We start from the raw sequence: 16478 nt of genomic DNA on the forward strand, positions 1-16478 counted from the left end.
TTCCTTGGTTAATTCAGGCTTGGCAGGGTCAGACCATCATCAGCAACACGGCAACGAAGATGCTGCCGGCGGAGAAGGTCATGGTCCGAGACGACCAGGTGTTGAACCAACGTTGAAAGCTGGCCAAATCGCGGGTCAGTTTGGTGTCCTGGCGGGTCCAGGACTGTTGATCAAGGCGGAAGAACACGTAGATCTTCACCAACGCGCCCATGATCTGGTTGTAATAGAGAATCGCCGGGTAAGCCGGGCCGATCTTGTGGCCGGAGCACGACAGCAGCAGGGTCAGGATCAGGCGGGTGATGCCGATCCACAGCAGGTACGCGAGGATGAACGCGCCGCCGTACTTGAAGGTGGCGATGATTGCCACGGTCAGGCCGAGCAGGGAGGTCCACATCGACACACGCTGGTCGAACAACACGATGCTGGTGAACAGGCCCAGCCGACGCACACCCAGGCCCAGGGCTCGGGAGTTCTGGCGCAGGTTGTTGCCGTACCAGCGGAACATCAGCTTGCGGCTGGCTTTGATAAAGCTCTTTTCCGGCGGGTGTTCCACGGTGTGGATCGCGGCGTCCGGCACGTAGAAGGTGTCGTAGCCCAGGCGCATCAGGCTGAACCAGCTGGACTTGTCGTCACCGGTGAGGAACTTGAAGCGGCCCAGGCGCCAGTGCTGCAGCGAGTCGCTTTCCACGTCGGCGATAAAGCCCGGGTCCGTCACGACGTTGGCGCGGAACACCGACATACGGCCGGTCATGGTCAGCACGCGCTTGGACAGGGCCATGGAGCACATGTTGATGTGGCGCTGGGCGAAGCGCAGTTTGTGCCACTCGCTCATGATGTAGCCGCCGCGCACTTCACAGAATTCGTTGGTGGTCAGGCCGCCGACGTTGCCGAACAGCTGGAACCACGGCACGGTCTTGCGCACCACGCCTTCGGCGAGCACGGTGTCGCCATCGATCACGGCAACCACGGCGCGGTCGTCCGGCAGGTGGCGAGAGATGGCGCGGAAACCGAAGGCCAGGCCGTCGCGCTTGCCGGTACCGGCGATACGCACGAAGTCGAGCTTGACGTGATCCGGCGGGTTCATGCGTTCCCAGAGGCTCTTGACCAGCAGCTCATCGGACATTTCCACCAGCGAGCAGACCACGGTGGTGGGGAAGCCGCATTCGATGGCCTCGCGAATCACCGAGCTGTAGACCTGCGCGGTGGTCAGCGCATCGATACGGAAGCTGGTGACCATCAGGAACACGTGGGACGGGTCGGCAGCCTTGCCCAGCTTGCGCACTTTACGGCGCAGGTGCGGGTAGACCACGTACAGGAACAGCATGCCGCGAAAGAAATGCGTAGCACCCATCGAGTAGCGCCAGATACCGACAGCGCCAATCAGGAAAATAAAATTCTTCGACTCGGAGTCGAACGTACTCGCCGGCAACAGCAGGGCGAGACCCATCAGCAGGCTCAGAAAGAACAGCCAGCCGGCGGATTGGAGCAGTACGTGTTTTAACTTGGACATAAGCGTCATCCGAAGGTGAAGAAGGCTTCGAGCTGCAAGCGCTGGGGATTGGTACGCCTGCAGCTCGAAACTTACCGTTGCTGTTACCAGCAAATGCCTTCGGTACGGCCTGTCGTACTGGTGGCCTTGGACATGAAGCCCACCAGGTCGATCACTTGCTTGCCGTGCGGTGCGTTCTGCGCCAGGGCGCGGAACTTCTCGTCGCGGTTACCGAGGATGATCACGTCGGAGTTGTTGATCACATCATCGAAGTCCGAGTTGAGCAGGGACGACACGTGGGGGATCTTGCCTTCGATGTAGTCCTTGTTGGCACCGTGGACACGGGCGTACTCGACGTTGCTGTCGTAGATGCTCAGGTCGTAGCCCTTGCCGATCAGCATTTCCGCCAGCTCGACCAGCGGGCTTTCGCGCAGGTCGTCGGTACCGGCCTTGAAGCTCAGGCCCAGCAGGGCGACTTTGCGTTTGTCGTGGCCGGCGACGATGTCGAAGGCGTTCTGCACCTGGGACTCGTTGCTGCGCATCAGCGAGTTGAGCAGCGGCGCTTCCACGTCCAGGGAACTGGCGCGGTAGGTCAGGGCGCGCACGTCTTTAGGCAGGCAGGAGCCGCCGAACGCGAAGCCTGGGCGCATGTAGTACTGGGACAGGTTGAGGGTCTTGTCCTGGCAGACCACTTCCATCACTTCGCGACCGTCGACGCCGACCGCCTTGGCGATGTTGCCGATCTCGTTGGCGAAGGTGACCTTGGTGGCGTGCCACACGTTGCAGGTGTACTTGATCATCTCGGCTACGGCGATGTCCTTGCGGATGATCGGTGCGTCGAGTTCTTCGTACAGCGACTGCAGGACATCGCCGGAGGCTTTGTCGAATTCGCCGATAACGGTCATCGGTGGCAGGTCGTAGTCGGCGATGGCGGTGGATTCGCGCAGGAATTCCGGGTTGACCGCAACACCGAAGTCGACGCCGGCTTTCTTGCCGGAGCAGTCTTCGAGGATTGGGATCACCACGTTGGCGACGGTGCCCGGCAACACGGTGCTGCGTACCACGATGGTGTGGCGGGTGGTCTTGTCACGCAGGACAAAACCGATCTCGCGGCATACCGATTCGATGTAGTTGAGTTCCAGGTCGCCGTTCTTCTTGCTCGGCGTACCGACGCAAATCATCGACAGGTCAGTATCACGGATGGCGTCGGCGAAGTTGGTGGTGCCGCGCAGTCGACCGTTTGCGATGCCCTGGCTCAACAGTTCGCCCAGACCCGGCTCGACGATCGGCGATTTGCCGGCGTTGATCAGGTCGATCTTTTCCTTGGAGATGTCTACGCCGACCACTTCGTGGCCACGGGCAGACAGGCAACCGGCACACACTGCGCCAACGTAACCCAAACCAAATATGCTGATGCGCATCGCAATTACCTCTGTATTTAAATCATGCCATTAGATGGCCGGAGTTCATGTTTGCAAACGTCACAAATGCCGCGAAAGTTGGGCGAATAGACGCCGACTTGCCGCGTACAGGCATGTTGAATAACGAGTGACTAACTATTGCACTCAAGTTGTGCGCAACTTGGCCTTGTTATTGGGGCCTGCCCTGAAATGCAGCCAGCCTTCCTGGGAGAAGGGCCTGGCGCCAGTGCCGCAGGGCCTTGATAGAGGCTGTAAGCCTTTACATATCAATGCCTTGGGTTGTCTCACTGACCCATTAGGGTAAGCACAGCCTTGGCCTTATAGTTCGTGGCAATGGATCCTTATCGCCGCTCTCAACTAATCGGTTGGTAATGTGACCACTGAGTCAAAGTTGAATATGACAACTTCGCTACTTCCGTTGGTCCGCCTTGTAAGTCATCTCCTACAGAAACAGAGAATTTCGTTACCGGTGGTATGAGCGGCGCTTCAGGACGAAGTTCCTGGCCGCTCATCCTGTTTCCCGAAATTTCTTGAAATATAGGTAAAGATGGCACTGGTACTATATTGATAGCACTTGCTATCTGGGCCAGTAGTTACGGGTAGTTGGCGCGAAGGGATAGTTTTGTGCCACTAGTGTTTTAAAAAAGTGGTGCCACTACGAAAAAAAATCGGAAAAGTCGAGTGAAAGAAATGTTAGGGATGTGTCGGGATATTTTTTGACGTCAAATAAATGACGATTCTTGGTGTGAAGCGCGGATAAAAATGTGGGAGGAGGCTTGGCCCCGATGGCAGTGCATCAGTCGATAGATTCGTGACTGAACCACCGCAATCGGGGCAAGCCCCTCCCACATTTGGATGTCATTGTCTGAAAGAGGCTGGTACGGCCTTATTCCGGTGCGTGATCGCGCAGGAACACCAGATTGTCCGGCTTGGACTGCTCCGCATTGAAGCGGTAACCCTGCACATCGAACTGCTTGAGCCTGGCCGGATCGTTGATGCGCTCTTCGATCACGAAGCGGCTCATCATGCCCCGGGCCTTTTTCGCGTAGAAGCTGATGATCTTGTACTGGCCGTTCTTCAGGTCCTTGAACTCGGTGTTGATGATCCGAGCGTTCAGGGCCGTGCGCTTGACCGCCGAGAAGTACTCGTTGGAGGCCAGGTTGAGCAGCACGTCGTCGCCTTGTTCGGCCAGGGCTTCGTTCAGCCATTCGCTGATGCGCGTGCCCCAGAAGGCGTACAGGTCCTTGCCACGGGCGTTGGCGAGTTTGGTGCCCATCTCCAGGCGGTACGGCATCATCAGGTCCAGGGGGCGCAGCAGGCCGTACAGGCCCGAGAGCATGCGCAGGTGGTCCTGGGCGTAGCTGAAGTCGGCATCGCTGAAGGTCTCGGCGTTCAGGCCGGTGTACACGTCGCCCTTGAACGCCAGCAAGGCCTGCTTGGCATTCTCGGGGGTGAAGGCCGGGGTCCAGCTGCCGAAGCGGGCGGCATTGAGGCCACCGATCTTGTCGGACACGTGCATCAATTCGCTGATCTGCGCCGGGCTCAGCTCGCGCAGTTGCTCGATCAGCACCTGGGAATGGTCCAGGTACTGTGGCTGGGTAAAGCGCTGGGTCACCGCTGGGGTCTCGAAATCGAGGGTCTTGGCGGGGGAAATCACCATCAGCATGAAGTCGTCTCCTGTAAATCGTGCGGGGATTCTAGGGGGTTGGGCGTTTTGACTCCACCTATGATGGCGATAGGCGCGATCCGCTATGATGGCCGGTGACTCTGGAGAGGGAGACCCTGCGTGCGAATAGCGCTTTTATTGTCGGCGTGCCTGCTGTGCCTGAATGCCCAGGCGGCGCCGGTGGATGTAGCCAGCCTGGACCGTGGCACCTGGCCGGAAAAACTCAGCAGTCCTGCCCTGTTCGACGTGGCTTCGCGTGCGGAAATCCTGATGTTCGCCCACAGCCTGCTGGCCAGTGAATCCCAGGATGAAACCGCACTCAAGCAGCGCCTGGGCTTGAAGATCATCAACCTGGCCGCCATCGACGATCTGCGTCGCGAGCTTTGGCAGCGCCTGCTGGAGAACTACACGTTCGCCCAGCAGAGCTGCGAAGTCGACGCCTCGTTCTGCTACCTGGTGGAGAACATGGACGACCTGCGCGAGCAGGCCGGCAAGCTGGCGATCAGCGAAGACTCCTTCTATATAGGCTGGGCCGCCCCCAGCCATGCTTTCCACGAGCGTTATCTGGACGAACTGCTGCGCAAGGCCGCGCTGTTTCCGCAGATCAGCAGCGAAGTCGCGCGCTTTGGCGACCATGAACGCAATGGCGATGAGTTCAACGACCGCCTGTTCCTGCTGACCTTCGACGGCGGTCCGGCACCGGTCAGCGGCAACACCGACTGGCTCGCCGACTACCTGCGCAAGCAGAATATGAACGCCACCTTCTTTGTCCTCGGCAGCAGCCTGCAAAACCGTGTGGAGCGCAGTTCTGCCGCTGAGGTGGAGGCGTTGTACCAGGGACAGTGCGTCGGTACCGAGGGCTGGCAGTACCGTTCCCACAGCCATTGGGTGGACTGGCAGAGTTCCATCACCCGCAGCGCGCAGTTGGTGCAGAACCTGATGCCGGAAAACTACGTGCCGCTGTTCCGCCCGCCTTACGGGCAGCGGCGCGCGGACAGCCAGGGGTTCTTCCAGTCCCAGGGCTTGCAGGTGGCGTTATGGGACATCGATTCCCAGGACGAGCCGGGCAAGCTCAAGGCCGATGAGTCGGCGCAACGGGTGCTGACGTTGATGCTGTTGTGGCGCAAAGGCGTGATTGTGTTTCACGACACCCAGGACAAGGCGCGGGTAGCACTGCCGATGTTGCTGCAGGCAACGGCGCAGAGTGGGCTGGGTTGGCAGGACTGCCGGGAGGCGTTTCGTTAAAAGGATGAAGTGCCCGGCCCTGTTGGGTTGGAGGCATTTTGGCGCTGATTTTGTGCGACATTTCGATGCAGGCGGACTTCCGACTTTAACGGTGCGTCGGGCACTCGGCTAGTGCTATTCGTCATCCTGAAAAATAAACTTCAAAAAAGCGTCAAAGTACTTTTTCCTGTCATGGGTTTTGCGGTATTACGAAGTCAGATCGCCGAAACCTGCAACACAGGTGGCGTCTTCCAAGACTCCTCATGTGGGCACTGCGCTTGACGTCACTCAGGTGCAGTCGGTGGTCGAATCGAGGCGCAGCACTGTTGTGGTATTGCGTCGACTGGCTCCCACAAAGGTGACCGAGTATGGATGATCATGGACGTAACCCTTCTTCCGACCAGCCAATCCTTTATGTGCTTGATACCAATGTACTGATCCACGATCCAAACGCACTGCTTAACTTCGAAGAACACCACGTCGCCATCCCGATGATCGTGCTTGAGGAGCTCGACAAACTCAAAAGCGGGCACCACAGCGTGGCTGCCGAATGCCGCCAGGCCATCCGCCTGATCGACAAGACCCTGGGCGAAGCGTCACCCGAGGACGTTGAGGTCGGCGTGCCGATCCAGCGCGGCAAAAGCGGGCCCAAGGGCTTGCTGTCGATCCTGATGAGCAAGCGCAGCGAGCCCAACAGCCTGCTGCCGGAAAACCTGAACGACAACAAAATCATCAACCAATTGATCGACCTGCACGCTCGTGACAAGGACCTGCGCGTGGTGCTGGTGACCAAAGACATCAATATGCGCCTCAAGGCACGAGCGTGTGGGATCGCTGCCGAGGACTACAGTACCGACCAACTGGTCGACGACGTGTCGATGCTGTCCCGTGGTTATCACATGATGACCGGCTCGTTCTGGGACCGTGTCAGCAAGGTCGAAACCCGTCAGGACCATGGCCGTACCTGGCACCAGGTACAACTGATCGACAACCTGCCGGCCGTGCATATCAATGAATTCATTGTCGACGAACAGGGCTTCGTGGGCTGGATCAAAGAGATCCAGGTCGACAAGCTGCTGATCCTCGACCTGCATCAGGAACCCCTGTTGCACCAGGAAGCCTGGGGCCTGAAACCGCGTGACATCTACCAGAGCCTGGCGCTGTATGCGCTGCTCGACCCGGACATCCACCTGGTCAACCTGACGGGCGCTGCCGGTTCCGGTAAAACCATCCTCGCCCTGGCTGCCGCCATCGAGCAGACCATGGTGACCAAGCGCTATCGCCGCATCATCGCCACCCGCTCCGTGCAGGGCCTGGACCAGGAAATCGGCTTTTTGCCCGGTACCGAGGCGGAAAAAATGGAGCCGTGGCTGGGGGCGATCACCGACAACCTCGAAGCCTTGCACATGGATGACGAAAACACCCATGGCAGCGTCGACTACATCCTCAGCAAAGTGCCGTTGCAGTTCAAATCCCTCAACTACATCCGAGGTCGCAGCTTCCAGCAGAGCCTGATTTTGATCGATGAATGCCAGAACCTGACCCCGCACCAGATGAAAACCATCATCACCCGTGCCGGCGCCGGTTCCAAAGTGGTGTGCCTGGGCAACCTGGCACAGATCGACACCCCTTACCTGTCCGCGACCAGCTCCGGGCTGACCTACCTGACGGAACGCTTCAAGGACTTCCCGAACGGCGTGCATATCGCGCTGCAAGGGGTGCCTCGCTCGATTCTGGCTGAATACGCAGAGTCGCACCTGTAACCGTTGGAGCGGCGGTGCGTCGCACCGCTGCTCCCACATTTATTGCGTGTTGGGTTTACAATCGCCGCTCCTGATCAGGAGTATCCCTGTGCTGACTCATCTCGATTCCCAAGGTCGCGCCCATATGGTCGACGTCACCGACAAGTCCGTGACGTTCCGGGAGGCGGTGGCCGAAGCGCGGGTGCGCATGCTGCCCGAGACCCTGCAAATGATCGTCGACGGCGCCCATCCCAAGGGCGACGTGTTTGCCGTGGCCCGCATCGCCGGGATCCAGGCGGCGAAAAAAACCAGTGATCTGATTCCCCTGTGTCACCCGCTGATGTTGACCGGAGTCAAGGTCGAACTGAGTGCCGATGGCGCAGACTCGGTACACATCGTCGCGCGCTGCAAGCTGTCCGGGCAGACCGGCGTAGAGATGGAAGCGTTGACGGCGGCCAGCGTCGCGGCGCTGACGATCTACGACATGTGCAAGGCCGTGGATCGCGGCATGACCATCGAAAACATTCGCCTGCTGGAAAAGCTTGGCGGTAAGAGCGGGCATTTCAAGGCGGATGGACAATGAGCATCAACGTACTGTTTTTCGCGCGTTACAGCGAAAAAATAGGCCTGGATTCACTTGAGATGGAAGGCGAATTCGCCACGGTCGATGCTGTGCGCCAGGCGCTGGCCGCTGATCCGGGCTTTGAAGTGCTCAACGAAACCAGCTTGATGTGTGCTCGCAACCAGGAGTTGTGTGCTCTCGACGAGCCGTTGCAGGCCGGTGATGAAGTTGCGTTCTTCCCGCCCGTGACCGGAGGCTGAACATGGCCATTCGTGTACAGGTCGAACCGTTTGACCCCGGTGCCGAGGTCAACGCGATGCACGCGGCGAATGTGGGCGTGGGCGCGGTGGTGAGTTTCGTCGGCTATGTGCGCGATTTCAACGAGGGCCGAGAGGTGTCCGGGATGTTTCTCGAACACTATCCGGGCATGACTGAAAAAGCCTTGGCCAAGATCGCCGTCGAAGCCGAGCAACGCTGGCCGCTGCTCAAGCTCGAAGTGCTGCATCGTATCGGTGCGCTGGAGCCTGGCGAGCCGATAGTGTTCGTGGCCGCCGCCAGTGCCCATCGCCAGGCCGCGTTCGATGCCTGTGCGTTTGTGATGGATTACCTGAAAACCCGTGCGCCTTTCTGGAAGAAGGAAAACACCCGTGAGGGTGCGCGCTGGGTGGAAGGGCGGGACAGCGACCACGCTGCGGCGGATCGCTGGAAATAACCAGCCGAACACTTAACCAAATGTGGGAGGGGGCAAGTCGAATCGTCGCACCGCCCCTCCCACATTTTTATCGCTTTTCAGCTTACGGGCGTTTGCGTTCTACAGCCCGCAGCAAGTGCGTCGGCGGAGTCTCGCAACTGATCTTGCGGCCCAGCAAGGTCTCGATCGACGGCAACTGATACGAGTCATCCTCCCCGGCAAAGCTGATCGACACGCCCGCAGCCCCCGCCCGGCCGGTACGGCCGATGCGGTGCACGTAGTCGTCCGGCACTTCCGGCAGGGTGAAGTTGATCACGTGGCTGATGCCGTCGATGTGAATCCCGCGCCCGGCCACGTCGGTGGCCACCAGCACGCGGATCTTGCCTTCGCGGAAGCCTTCCAGGGTCTTGATGCGCTTGTGTTGCGGCACATCGCCCGACAGTTGCGCGGCATTCACGCCATCGCGCACCAGGCGTTCCTCGATGCGGCGCACTTCGTCCTTGCGGTTGGCGAACACCATCACGCGTTCCCAGCCGTTGTCGTTGACCAGGTTGTAGAGCAGCTTGTACTTGTCGGCACCGGCCACGGCATAGATGTGCTGTTCGACGTTTTCGCTGGCGACGTTCAGCGCTTCGATCTCGACGATGGACGGCTCGGTGGTCCACTGCTTGGCGAGGTTCATCACGTCTTCGGTGAAGGTCGCGGAGAACAGCAGGGTTTGGCGCTCGTTTTTCGGCGGGGTCTGGCGAATGATCTGGCGCACTTGTGGGATGAAACCCATGTCGAGCATGCGGTCGGCTTCGTCCAGCACCATCACTTCGACCATGTCCAGGTGCACGTCGCCGCGCTGGTTGAAGTCCAGCAGGCGGCCGGGGGTTGCCACCAGGATGTCGCAGTGGCGGGCTTCGAGGTGCTTGAGCTGCTTGTCGAAGTCCATGCCGCCGACGAACGTCATGACGTTGAGGCCGGTGTACTTGGTCAGGTCGGCGGCGTCCTTGGCGATCTGCACCACCAGTTCACGGGTAGGCGCGATGATCAGCGCGCGCGGTTCACCCATGTAGCGTTCTTTCGGCGGCGGCGTTTGCAGCAGCTGGGTGATGATCGAGATCAGGAACGCGGCGGTCTTGCCGGTACCGGTCTGGGCACGACCGATGGCATCTTTGCCGGCGAGGGTAAAGCCCAGTACCTGCGCCTGGATCGGCGTGCAGTACGGGAACCCCAGGTCCTGGATGGCGTGCATCAGTTCCGGGGCCAGTTTGAAATCATGGAAGCGGGTCTTGCCTTCCTGGGGCTCGACGACGAAATCCTCGAGTTTCCACGGGATCACCGGCGGTTTGGGCGCGCGTTCCCGGCGAGGCTTGGGGGCGGGTGCGGCTTGGGTCTCGGGTTTTGCCTGTTCGGGCGGTGTCACCGTCGGCGTCTTCGGCTGGGCGACAGGTGCAGTCCGGCCTGGCTGTTGACCGTCATTGCGGCTGCCGGAGGAGGGGACAGGAGCACTGGGAACAGGCGCGAGCGGCTCAGCCTCGCTTTTGCCGAACATCTTCTTGAGTGCTTTGAGCACGGTGATCTCATTAATTGGTTAAGGAATGTACGCCGGCCAGTGTAATGCAAGAATCGGGCGCGGCGTAGTGCGTCTGTCATACGGCTACATAAACGTGGGGTTCAGCCCAGGCGAGCGGTCAACCAAGTCCCTATATCGTGAATCTCCTGGGGTAACACTTCGTGGCCCATTGGGTATTCCTGCCATGTCACGGTGACACCACGGGTTTTCAGGTGCTCGTAGGCGCTGCGGCCCATGGCGTTCTGTACCACCTCGTCGTACTGGCCGTGCAGGCACAGCGTTGGAATGCGTTGTTGGCTGGCCGACAATTCAAGCTCATCGCTGAAGGTGGGCGCGTAGGTGGAGAGGGCGATGACGCCGCCCAATGGCCCCTCCCAATTCAGGAACGCGGTGTGGAATACCACGGCGCCACCTTGGGAAAAGCCCGCGAGGAAAATCCGCGAAGCGTCTATTCCGGTTCTCTTCTGTGCTTCGATCAGATCGGTCAGCATTTTTGCTGACACTTCCAGCTCTTCCAGACTGATCGAGCGGGCCGGGCTCATGGCCTTGATGTCGTACCAGCTGGGCATCTCGTAGCCACCATTGATCGTCACCGGACGGGTCGGTGCCTGGGGCAAAACAAAGCGGGTGGACAGCAAGCTTTCCTGCAGCGCCTCGGCCACCGGCAGGAAGTCGTAGCGATCGGCACCCAGGCCATGCAACCAGATTACGCAGGCGTCTGCGGGCTTGGCGGGCTGAAGAATCAAGGGTTCGGTCATGTCTGCTCCATATATGTGCGTGCGCTCCGATTGGGTGCGTCGGAACGGTGCGCGACAGGTTGATCTGTTAAGAGAATGTCGCAAGGTTGAATCTTTTTCCATTGACGAGGGGCTGAAACGACTCAGCCGCCACTCTGGTACGCGCCTTGCTATGTGTAGGTCGATGTCAGAACTTTCCCTGGACGGTAACACTATCAGTGACTGCCGCTTCTGGGATAGCCGCTGGAATTACCGCGAAAGCCTCATGCCGCTTGACCCTAAAAAAAGCCAACACGGGTCGATATCGCCTCATAAGGGTGCGCTGAGGTTGGAGCTTCGACACAACAAGAGCAACTGGAGGTTTGAATGAAGGTATTGAAATCCACCCTGGCCATCGTTAGCGCGGCGGCTGTACTGGGTGTCAGTGGTTTCGCCCAGGCTGGCGCCACTCTGGACGCCGTGCAGAAGAAAGGCTTTGTGCAATGTGGCGTGAGTGACGGCTTGCCGGGCTTCTCGGTACCGGATGCCAGCGGCAAGATCCTCGGGATCGATGCTGACGTTTGCCGCGCCGTGGCCGCTGCCGTTTTCGGCGACGCCACCAAGGTCAAATTCAGCCAGTTGAACGCCAAGGAGCGTTTCACCGCGCTTCAATCCGGCGAAGTCGACATCCTGTCGCGCAACACCACCATGACCAGCTCCCGCGATGCGGGCATGGGCCTGAAATTCCCGGGCTTCATCACTTACTACGACGGCATCGGCTTCCTGGTTAACAACAAGCTGGGCGTCAAAAGTGCCAAGGAACTGGACGGTGCAACCATCTGCATCCAGGCCGGTACCACCACTGAGCTGAACGTTTCCGACTACTTCCGTGGCAACAACCTCAAATACACCCCGATCACCTTCGACACCTCCGATGAAAGCGCCAAGTCGCTGGAATCCGGTCGTTGCGACGTACTGACTTCCGACAAGTCCCAACTGTTCGCCCAGCGCAGCAAGCTGGCCTCGCCAAAAGACTACGTAGTTCTGCCGGAAACCATTTCCAAGGAACCGCTGGGCCCGGTCGTGCGTAACGGTGATGACGAGTGGCTGGCCATCGTGCGCTGGGTGGGCTACGCCATGCTCAACGCTGAAGAAGCCGGCATCACGTCCAAAAACGTTGAAGCTGAAGCCAAGTCCACCAAGAACCCGGACGTTGCGCGTCTGCTCGGTGCTGACGGCGAATACGGCAAAGACCTGAAAGTGAAGAAGGATTGGGTCGTACAGATCGTCAAGCAAGTCGGTAACTACGGTGAAGTGTTCGAGCGCAACCTGGGCAAGAGCACCCCGCTGGAAATCGACCGCGGCCTGAACGCGCTGTGGAACAACGGCGGCATTCAATACGCACCGCCTGTGCGCTGATCGCTGATGGTTCTGTCACCCGGTGGGCCAACCGCCGGGTGATGTTCTGTTCCATTCTTTCCGGGGCACTTCATGCAAAAACAAATCGGCGCACCAAATCGGAAGCTCAGCTTCAGCGATCCCAAAGTGCGTGCGTGGCTCTTCCAGATCATCACGATTGTGGCGGTGATCTCGCTGGGCTGGTACCTCTTCGACAATACCCAGACCAACCTTCAGCACCGGGGCATTACCTCGGGTTTCGACTTTCTTGAGCGCAGTGCCGGCTTCGGCATCGCGCAGCATTTGATCGACTACACCGAATCGGACAGCTATGCCCGTGTCTTTGTGATCGGGCTGCTCAACACTTTGCTGGTGACCTTTATCGGGGTGATCCTGGCGACCCTGCTGGGCTTCATCATCGGCGTGGCGCGCCTGTCACCGAACTGGATGATCAACAAGCTGGCGACCGTGTATGTGGAAGTGTTCCGCAACATTCCGCCGCTGCTGCAGATCCTGTTCTGGTACTTCGCGGTGTTCCTGACCATGCCGGGGCCGCGCAACAGCCATAACTTCGGTGACACCTTCTTTGTCAGCAGCCGTGGCCTGAACATGCCCGCAGCGCTGGCCGCTGACGGGTTCTGGCCGTTTGTGGCCAGCATCGTGGTTGCCATCGTGGCAATCGTGCTGATGGCGCGTTGGGCCAACAAGCGCTTTGAGGCGACCGGCGTACCCTTCCACAAGTTCTGGGCGGGCCTGGCGCTGTTTATCGTGATCCCGGCGTTGTGTGCCTTGATCTTCGGCGCGCCGCTGCACTGGGAAATGCCAAAGCTTTCAGGTTTTAACTTTGTCGGCGGCTGGGTACTGATCCCTGAACTGCTGGCCCTGACCCTGGCGCTTACCGTGTACACGGCAGCGTTTATCGCCGAGATCGTGCGTTCGGGCATCAAGTCCGTCAGCCACGGCCAGACCGAAGCTGCGCGCTCCCTGGGCCTGCGCCCTGGGCCGACGCTGCGCAAGGTCATCATCCCGCAAGCCCTGCGGGTGATCATTCCGCCGCTGACCAGCCAGTACCTGAACCTGGCGAAGAACTCGTCGCTGGCCGCCGGTATCGGTTACCCGGAAATGGTTTCGCTGTTTGCCGGCACGGTGCTCAACCAGACCGGCCAGGCCATCGAGGTTATTGCCATCACCATGAGCGTGTACCTGGCGATCAGCATCAGCATTTCCCTGCTGATGAACTGGTACAACAAGCGCATTGCGCTGATCGAGCGGTGAGGAAACGCACATGAGTTCGCATACTTTCAAACCTGATATGCCGCCGCCGAGCAAAGTCTTCGGACCGATGGCCTGGATGCGCGCCAACCTGTTCTCCAGTTGGCTCAATACCCTGCTGACGCTGTTGGCGTTCTACCTGATCTACCTGGTGGTGCCGCCGATCCTGCAGTGGGCCATCCTCGATGCCAACTGGGTCGGCACCACCCGCGCCGACTGCACCAAGGAAGGCGCGTGCTGGGTGTTTATCCAGCAGCGCTTCGGGCAGTTCATGTACGGCTACTACCCCGGCGACCTGCGCTGGCGTGTGGACCTGACCGTGTGGCTGGCCATCGTCGGCGTGGCGCCGTTGTTCATCTCGCGTTTCCCACGCAAGGCGGTCTATGGCCTGAGCTTCCTGGTGCTGTACCCGATCATCGCCTACTTCCTGCTCCACGGCGGGATCTTCGGGCTGACCAATGTGGCAACCAGCCAATGGGGCGGCCTGATGCTGACCCTGGTCATCGCCACTGTCGGCATCGCCGGTGCCTTGCCGCTGGGGATTGTGCTGGCCTTGGGGCGGCGCTCGAACATGCCGGCGATTCGTGTGGTCTGCGTGACCTTCATTGAGTTCTGGCGCGGCGTGCCGTTGATCACCGTGCTGTTCATGTCCTCGGTGATGCTGCCGTTGTTCCTGCCCGAAGGCATGGGCATCGACAAGCTGCTGCGGGCGTTGATCGGCGTGATCCTGTTCCAGTCGGCCTACGTGGCCGAGGTGGTGCGTGGCGGTTTGCAGGCGATCCCTAAAGGTCAGTACGAAGCGGCCGCGGCGATGGGCCTGGGTTACTGGCGCAGCATGGGCCTGGTGATTCTGCCGCAAGCCCTGAAGATGGTGATCCCGGGCATCGTCAACACGTTTATCGCGTTGTTCAAGGACACCAGCCTGGTGATTATCATCGGCCTGTTCGACCTGCTCAACAGCGTCAAGCAAGCCGCCGCCGACCCTAAATGGTTGGGCATGGCCACCGAAGGCTATGTGTTTGCCGCCCTGGTGTTCTGGATTTTCTGTTTTGGTATGTCGCGCTATTCCATTCATTTGGAACACAAGCTCGACACAGGCCACAAGCGTTAGGAGTTGATGTTATGAGCGAAGCGATCAAACAGCCTGTGAGCCCTGAAGGCATTATCCAGATGCAGGGCGTCAACAAGTGGTATGGCCAGTTCCATGTGTTGAAAGACATCAACCTCAACGTCAAGCAGGGCGAGCGTATCGTGCTGTGCGGCCCGTCGGGTTCGGGCAAGTCCACCACCATCCGTTGCCTCAACCGTCTGGAAGAGCACCAGCAGGGCCGCATCGTGGTCGATGGCGTGGAACTGACCAACGACCTCAAGCAGATCGAAGCGATCCGCCGTGAAGTCGGCATGGTGTTCCAGCACTTCAACCTGTTCCCGCACCTGACCATCCTGCAGAACTGCACGCTGGCGCCGATGTGGGTGCGCAAGATGCCCAAGCGCAAGGCCGAGGAAATCGCCATGCACTACCTGGAGCGTGTGCGCATCCCGGAGCAGGCCCACAAGTTTCCGGGGCAACTGTCCGGCGGCCAGCAACAGCGCGTGGCGATTGCCCGCGCCCTGTGCATGAAGCCGAAAATCATGCTGTTCGATGAGCCGACCTCGGCCCTCGATCCGGAAATGGTCAAGGAAGTACTCGACACCATGATCGGCCTGGCCGAAGACGGCATGACCATGTTGTGCGTGACCCACGAAATGGGTTTCGCGCGCACCGTGGCCAACCGTGTGATTTTCATGGACAAGGGCGAGATCGTCGAACAGGCGGCGCCGAATGACTTCTTCGACAACCCGCAGAATGACCGGACCAAGCTGTTCTTGAGCCAGATCCTGCATTGATCGATGCCTGAAAAAATAAACCCGGCCTGGCCGGGTTTATTTTTGTCTGTTCAGGAGGCCTTGAGCGCCTCCTGCCCTGTGTTCGCGGTATGGGTGAAGCCCCGCAGGTCAGCGCCTTCGGCCAAGACCCTGGCGTCGGCGAGCAGGTGAGGGTAACGGTCCAACAATCGCATCAATAGAACCAGTGGCTTCGGTGGCAGAAGCTCACCGCGTTCATAACGTGAAAAAGCGTTGTGACCGCCACCGGACAACAGTTGCACGGCTTCTTTCTGCGTAAGGTGCAGCTTGCGACGGATGCGTTTCATCTCGTTGCCGATCATTGTCCGCGCGGTACGGACCAGTTCATCGCTGGCGGCGCTATAGCGGTCGGAGCTGTCAGGGTCATGCATGCCGTCGCCGCACAGTTGGCATTCCCAGCCAGACAGGTCATCGACACGCCGTTCCATACCGTTGACACGGAGGGTTTCGCTGCGGCTTTCGAAGCGCCTCATGGCGTCGGGTACACCGCAAATGAAGCAATGTTGAGTGTTCATGAGCTCTTCTTCTTGAAGGAGATCACTGGAGGGTTACCGGCTGTGCAGTAAGTGACCTTGATGTAAATCTCCAGACCGTGTGAATTGATGTGGTACACGTCCTGCCACACCCGGTGATCGGCATACGTGGTCATCGATTTGTACAACATCCTGTTTTGTAGTTCGAAAACGACCTCTTGCATCTCCTTGATACTCAGACCGAGCCGCGCGCCTGTTTGCTTTGCTGCGAGCGTAAATGCCCGGCCTCCAAGCCGCCTGACGTCCGCCTTGATCACCGCCAGATCGTAATGAGGTGTGTACTTTTCCATAAGACACC

16 protein-coding genes are annotated in these 16478 nt (G+C 59.4%); 9 read left to right on the top strand and 7 right to left on the bottom strand.

All coding sequences use genetic code 11. The annotated features are described in order from the left end of the window. Positions 1-28: 28 nt before the first annotated feature. The 3 genes from alg8 to yaaA all read right to left on the bottom strand — a co-directional run bounded on the left by alg8 (position 29) and on the right by yaaA (position 4576). Complete coding sequence (gene alg8 / locus BLQ09_RS08355) at positions 29-1510, bottom strand: mannuronan synthase (protein ID WP_161985711.1); 1482 nt, start codon at positions 1508-1510, stop codon at positions 29-31. Positions 1511-1593: 83 nt separating this feature from the next. Continuing rightward, positions 1594-2910, bottom strand: coding sequence for a nucleotide sugar dehydrogenase (locus tag BLQ09_RS08360; protein WP_027604724.1), 1317 nt, complete (start codon positions 2908-2910; stop codon positions 1594-1596). A gap of 886 nt (positions 2911-3796) precedes the next feature. Beyond that, a complete protein-coding gene (yaaA, locus tag BLQ09_RS08365) occupies positions 3797-4576 on the bottom strand; it encodes a peroxide stress protein YaaA (protein WP_027604723.1) in 780 nt (259 codons plus the stop codon). A gap of 120 nt (positions 4577-4696) precedes the next feature. Between yaaA and BLQ09_RS08370 the strand changes: the two genes are divergently transcribed. The 5 genes from BLQ09_RS08370 to moaE all read left to right on the top strand — a co-directional run bounded on the left by BLQ09_RS08370 (position 4697) and on the right by moaE (position 8816). Continuing rightward, positions 4697-5821 (top strand): polysaccharide deacetylase family protein, encoded by a 1125-nt coding sequence (locus BLQ09_RS08370; protein ID WP_092356195.1) that lies wholly within the window; start codon positions 4697-4699, stop codon positions 5819-5821. A gap of 347 nt (positions 5822-6168) precedes the next feature. Further along, positions 6169-7563, top strand: a complete 1395-nt coding sequence (locus tag BLQ09_RS08375) for a PhoH family protein (protein WP_005785025.1) — start codon at positions 6169-6171, stop codon at positions 7561-7563. Positions 7564-7651: 88 nt separating this feature from the next. Then, positions 7652-8125: a cyclic pyranopterin monophosphate synthase MoaC gene (moaC, locus tag BLQ09_RS08380; protein ID WP_027604721.1), complete on the top strand. Its 474-nt coding sequence runs from the start codon at positions 7652-7654 to the stop codon at positions 8123-8125. Further along, a complete protein-coding gene (gene moaD / locus BLQ09_RS08385) occupies positions 8122-8364 on the top strand; it encodes a molybdopterin converting factor subunit 1 (RefSeq protein WP_027604720.1) in 243 nt (80 codons plus the stop codon). The genes moaC and moaD overlap by 4 nt, the downstream gene beginning before the upstream one ends. Positions 8365-8366: 2 nt before the next feature. Next, on the top strand, positions 8367-8816 hold the full coding sequence (gene moaE / locus BLQ09_RS08390; protein ID WP_027604719.1) for a molybdopterin synthase catalytic subunit MoaE: 450 nt from the start codon (positions 8367-8369) through the stop codon (positions 8814-8816). Between the two features lie 82 nt (positions 8817-8898). Here moaE and rhlB read toward each other — a convergent pair whose 3' ends face one another. Further along, positions 8899-10362 (bottom strand): ATP-dependent RNA helicase RhlB, encoded by a 1464-nt coding sequence (gene rhlB, locus BLQ09_RS08395; protein ID WP_166655309.1) that lies wholly within the window; start codon positions 10360-10362, stop codon positions 8899-8901. Positions 10363-10457: 95 nt separating this feature from the next. Next, the gene (locus BLQ09_RS08400; RefSeq protein ID WP_027604717.1) at positions 10458-11114 is read right to left on the bottom strand and encodes an alpha/beta hydrolase; all 657 of its coding nucleotides are present in this window, start codon (positions 11112-11114) and stop codon (positions 10458-10460) included. Between the two features lie 345 nt (positions 11115-11459). On the opposite strand from BLQ09_RS08400, the gene BLQ09_RS08405 reads away from it, so the two are divergent. From BLQ09_RS08405 to BLQ09_RS08420, 4 genes are all read left to right on the top strand, one after another. Next, a complete protein-coding gene (locus tag BLQ09_RS08405; RefSeq protein ID WP_027604716.1) occupies positions 11460-12491 on the top strand; it encodes an amino acid ABC transporter substrate-binding protein in 1032 nt (343 codons plus the stop codon). 72 nt (positions 12492-12563) lie between these two features. Then, positions 12564-13745 carry an amino acid ABC transporter permease gene (locus BLQ09_RS08410; RefSeq protein WP_027604715.1) on the top strand — a complete coding sequence of 394 codons (1182 nt, stop codon included), beginning with the start codon at positions 12564-12566 and terminating at the stop codon, positions 13743-13745. 10 nt (positions 13746-13755) lie between these two features. After that, positions 13756-14853: an amino acid ABC transporter permease gene (locus BLQ09_RS08415; protein WP_027604714.1), complete on the top strand. Its 1098-nt coding sequence runs from the start codon at positions 13756-13758 to the stop codon at positions 14851-14853. An 11-nt stretch (positions 14854-14864) separates the two neighbouring features. Beyond that, the gene (locus BLQ09_RS08420; protein ID WP_003171943.1) at positions 14865-15629 is read left to right on the top strand and encodes an amino acid ABC transporter ATP-binding protein; all 765 of its coding nucleotides are present in this window, start codon (positions 14865-14867) and stop codon (positions 15627-15629) included. 50 nt (positions 15630-15679) lie between these two features. Here the strand turns inward: BLQ09_RS08420 and BLQ09_RS08425 are convergent, their stop codons facing one another. Together BLQ09_RS08425 and BLQ09_RS08430 are read right to left on the bottom strand one after the other, a co-directional pair. Continuing rightward, a complete protein-coding gene (locus BLQ09_RS08425; RefSeq protein WP_092356201.1) occupies positions 15680-16162 on the bottom strand; it encodes a type II toxin-antitoxin system MqsA family antitoxin in 483 nt (160 codons plus the stop codon). Further along, a complete protein-coding gene (locus BLQ09_RS08430; RefSeq protein ID WP_092356204.1) occupies positions 16159-16470 on the bottom strand; it encodes a type II toxin-antitoxin system MqsR family toxin in 312 nt (103 codons plus the stop codon). Before BLQ09_RS08430 ends, BLQ09_RS08425 begins: the two co-directional genes overlap by 4 nt. Positions 16471-16478: the final 8 nt, after the last annotated feature.

Origin of the sequence: Pseudomonas sp. NFACC25 (genome assembly GCF_900100935.1) — a bacterium.
GTDB lineage: Bacteria > Pseudomonadota > Gammaproteobacteria > Pseudomonadales > Pseudomonadaceae > Aquipseudomonas > Aquipseudomonas marginalis.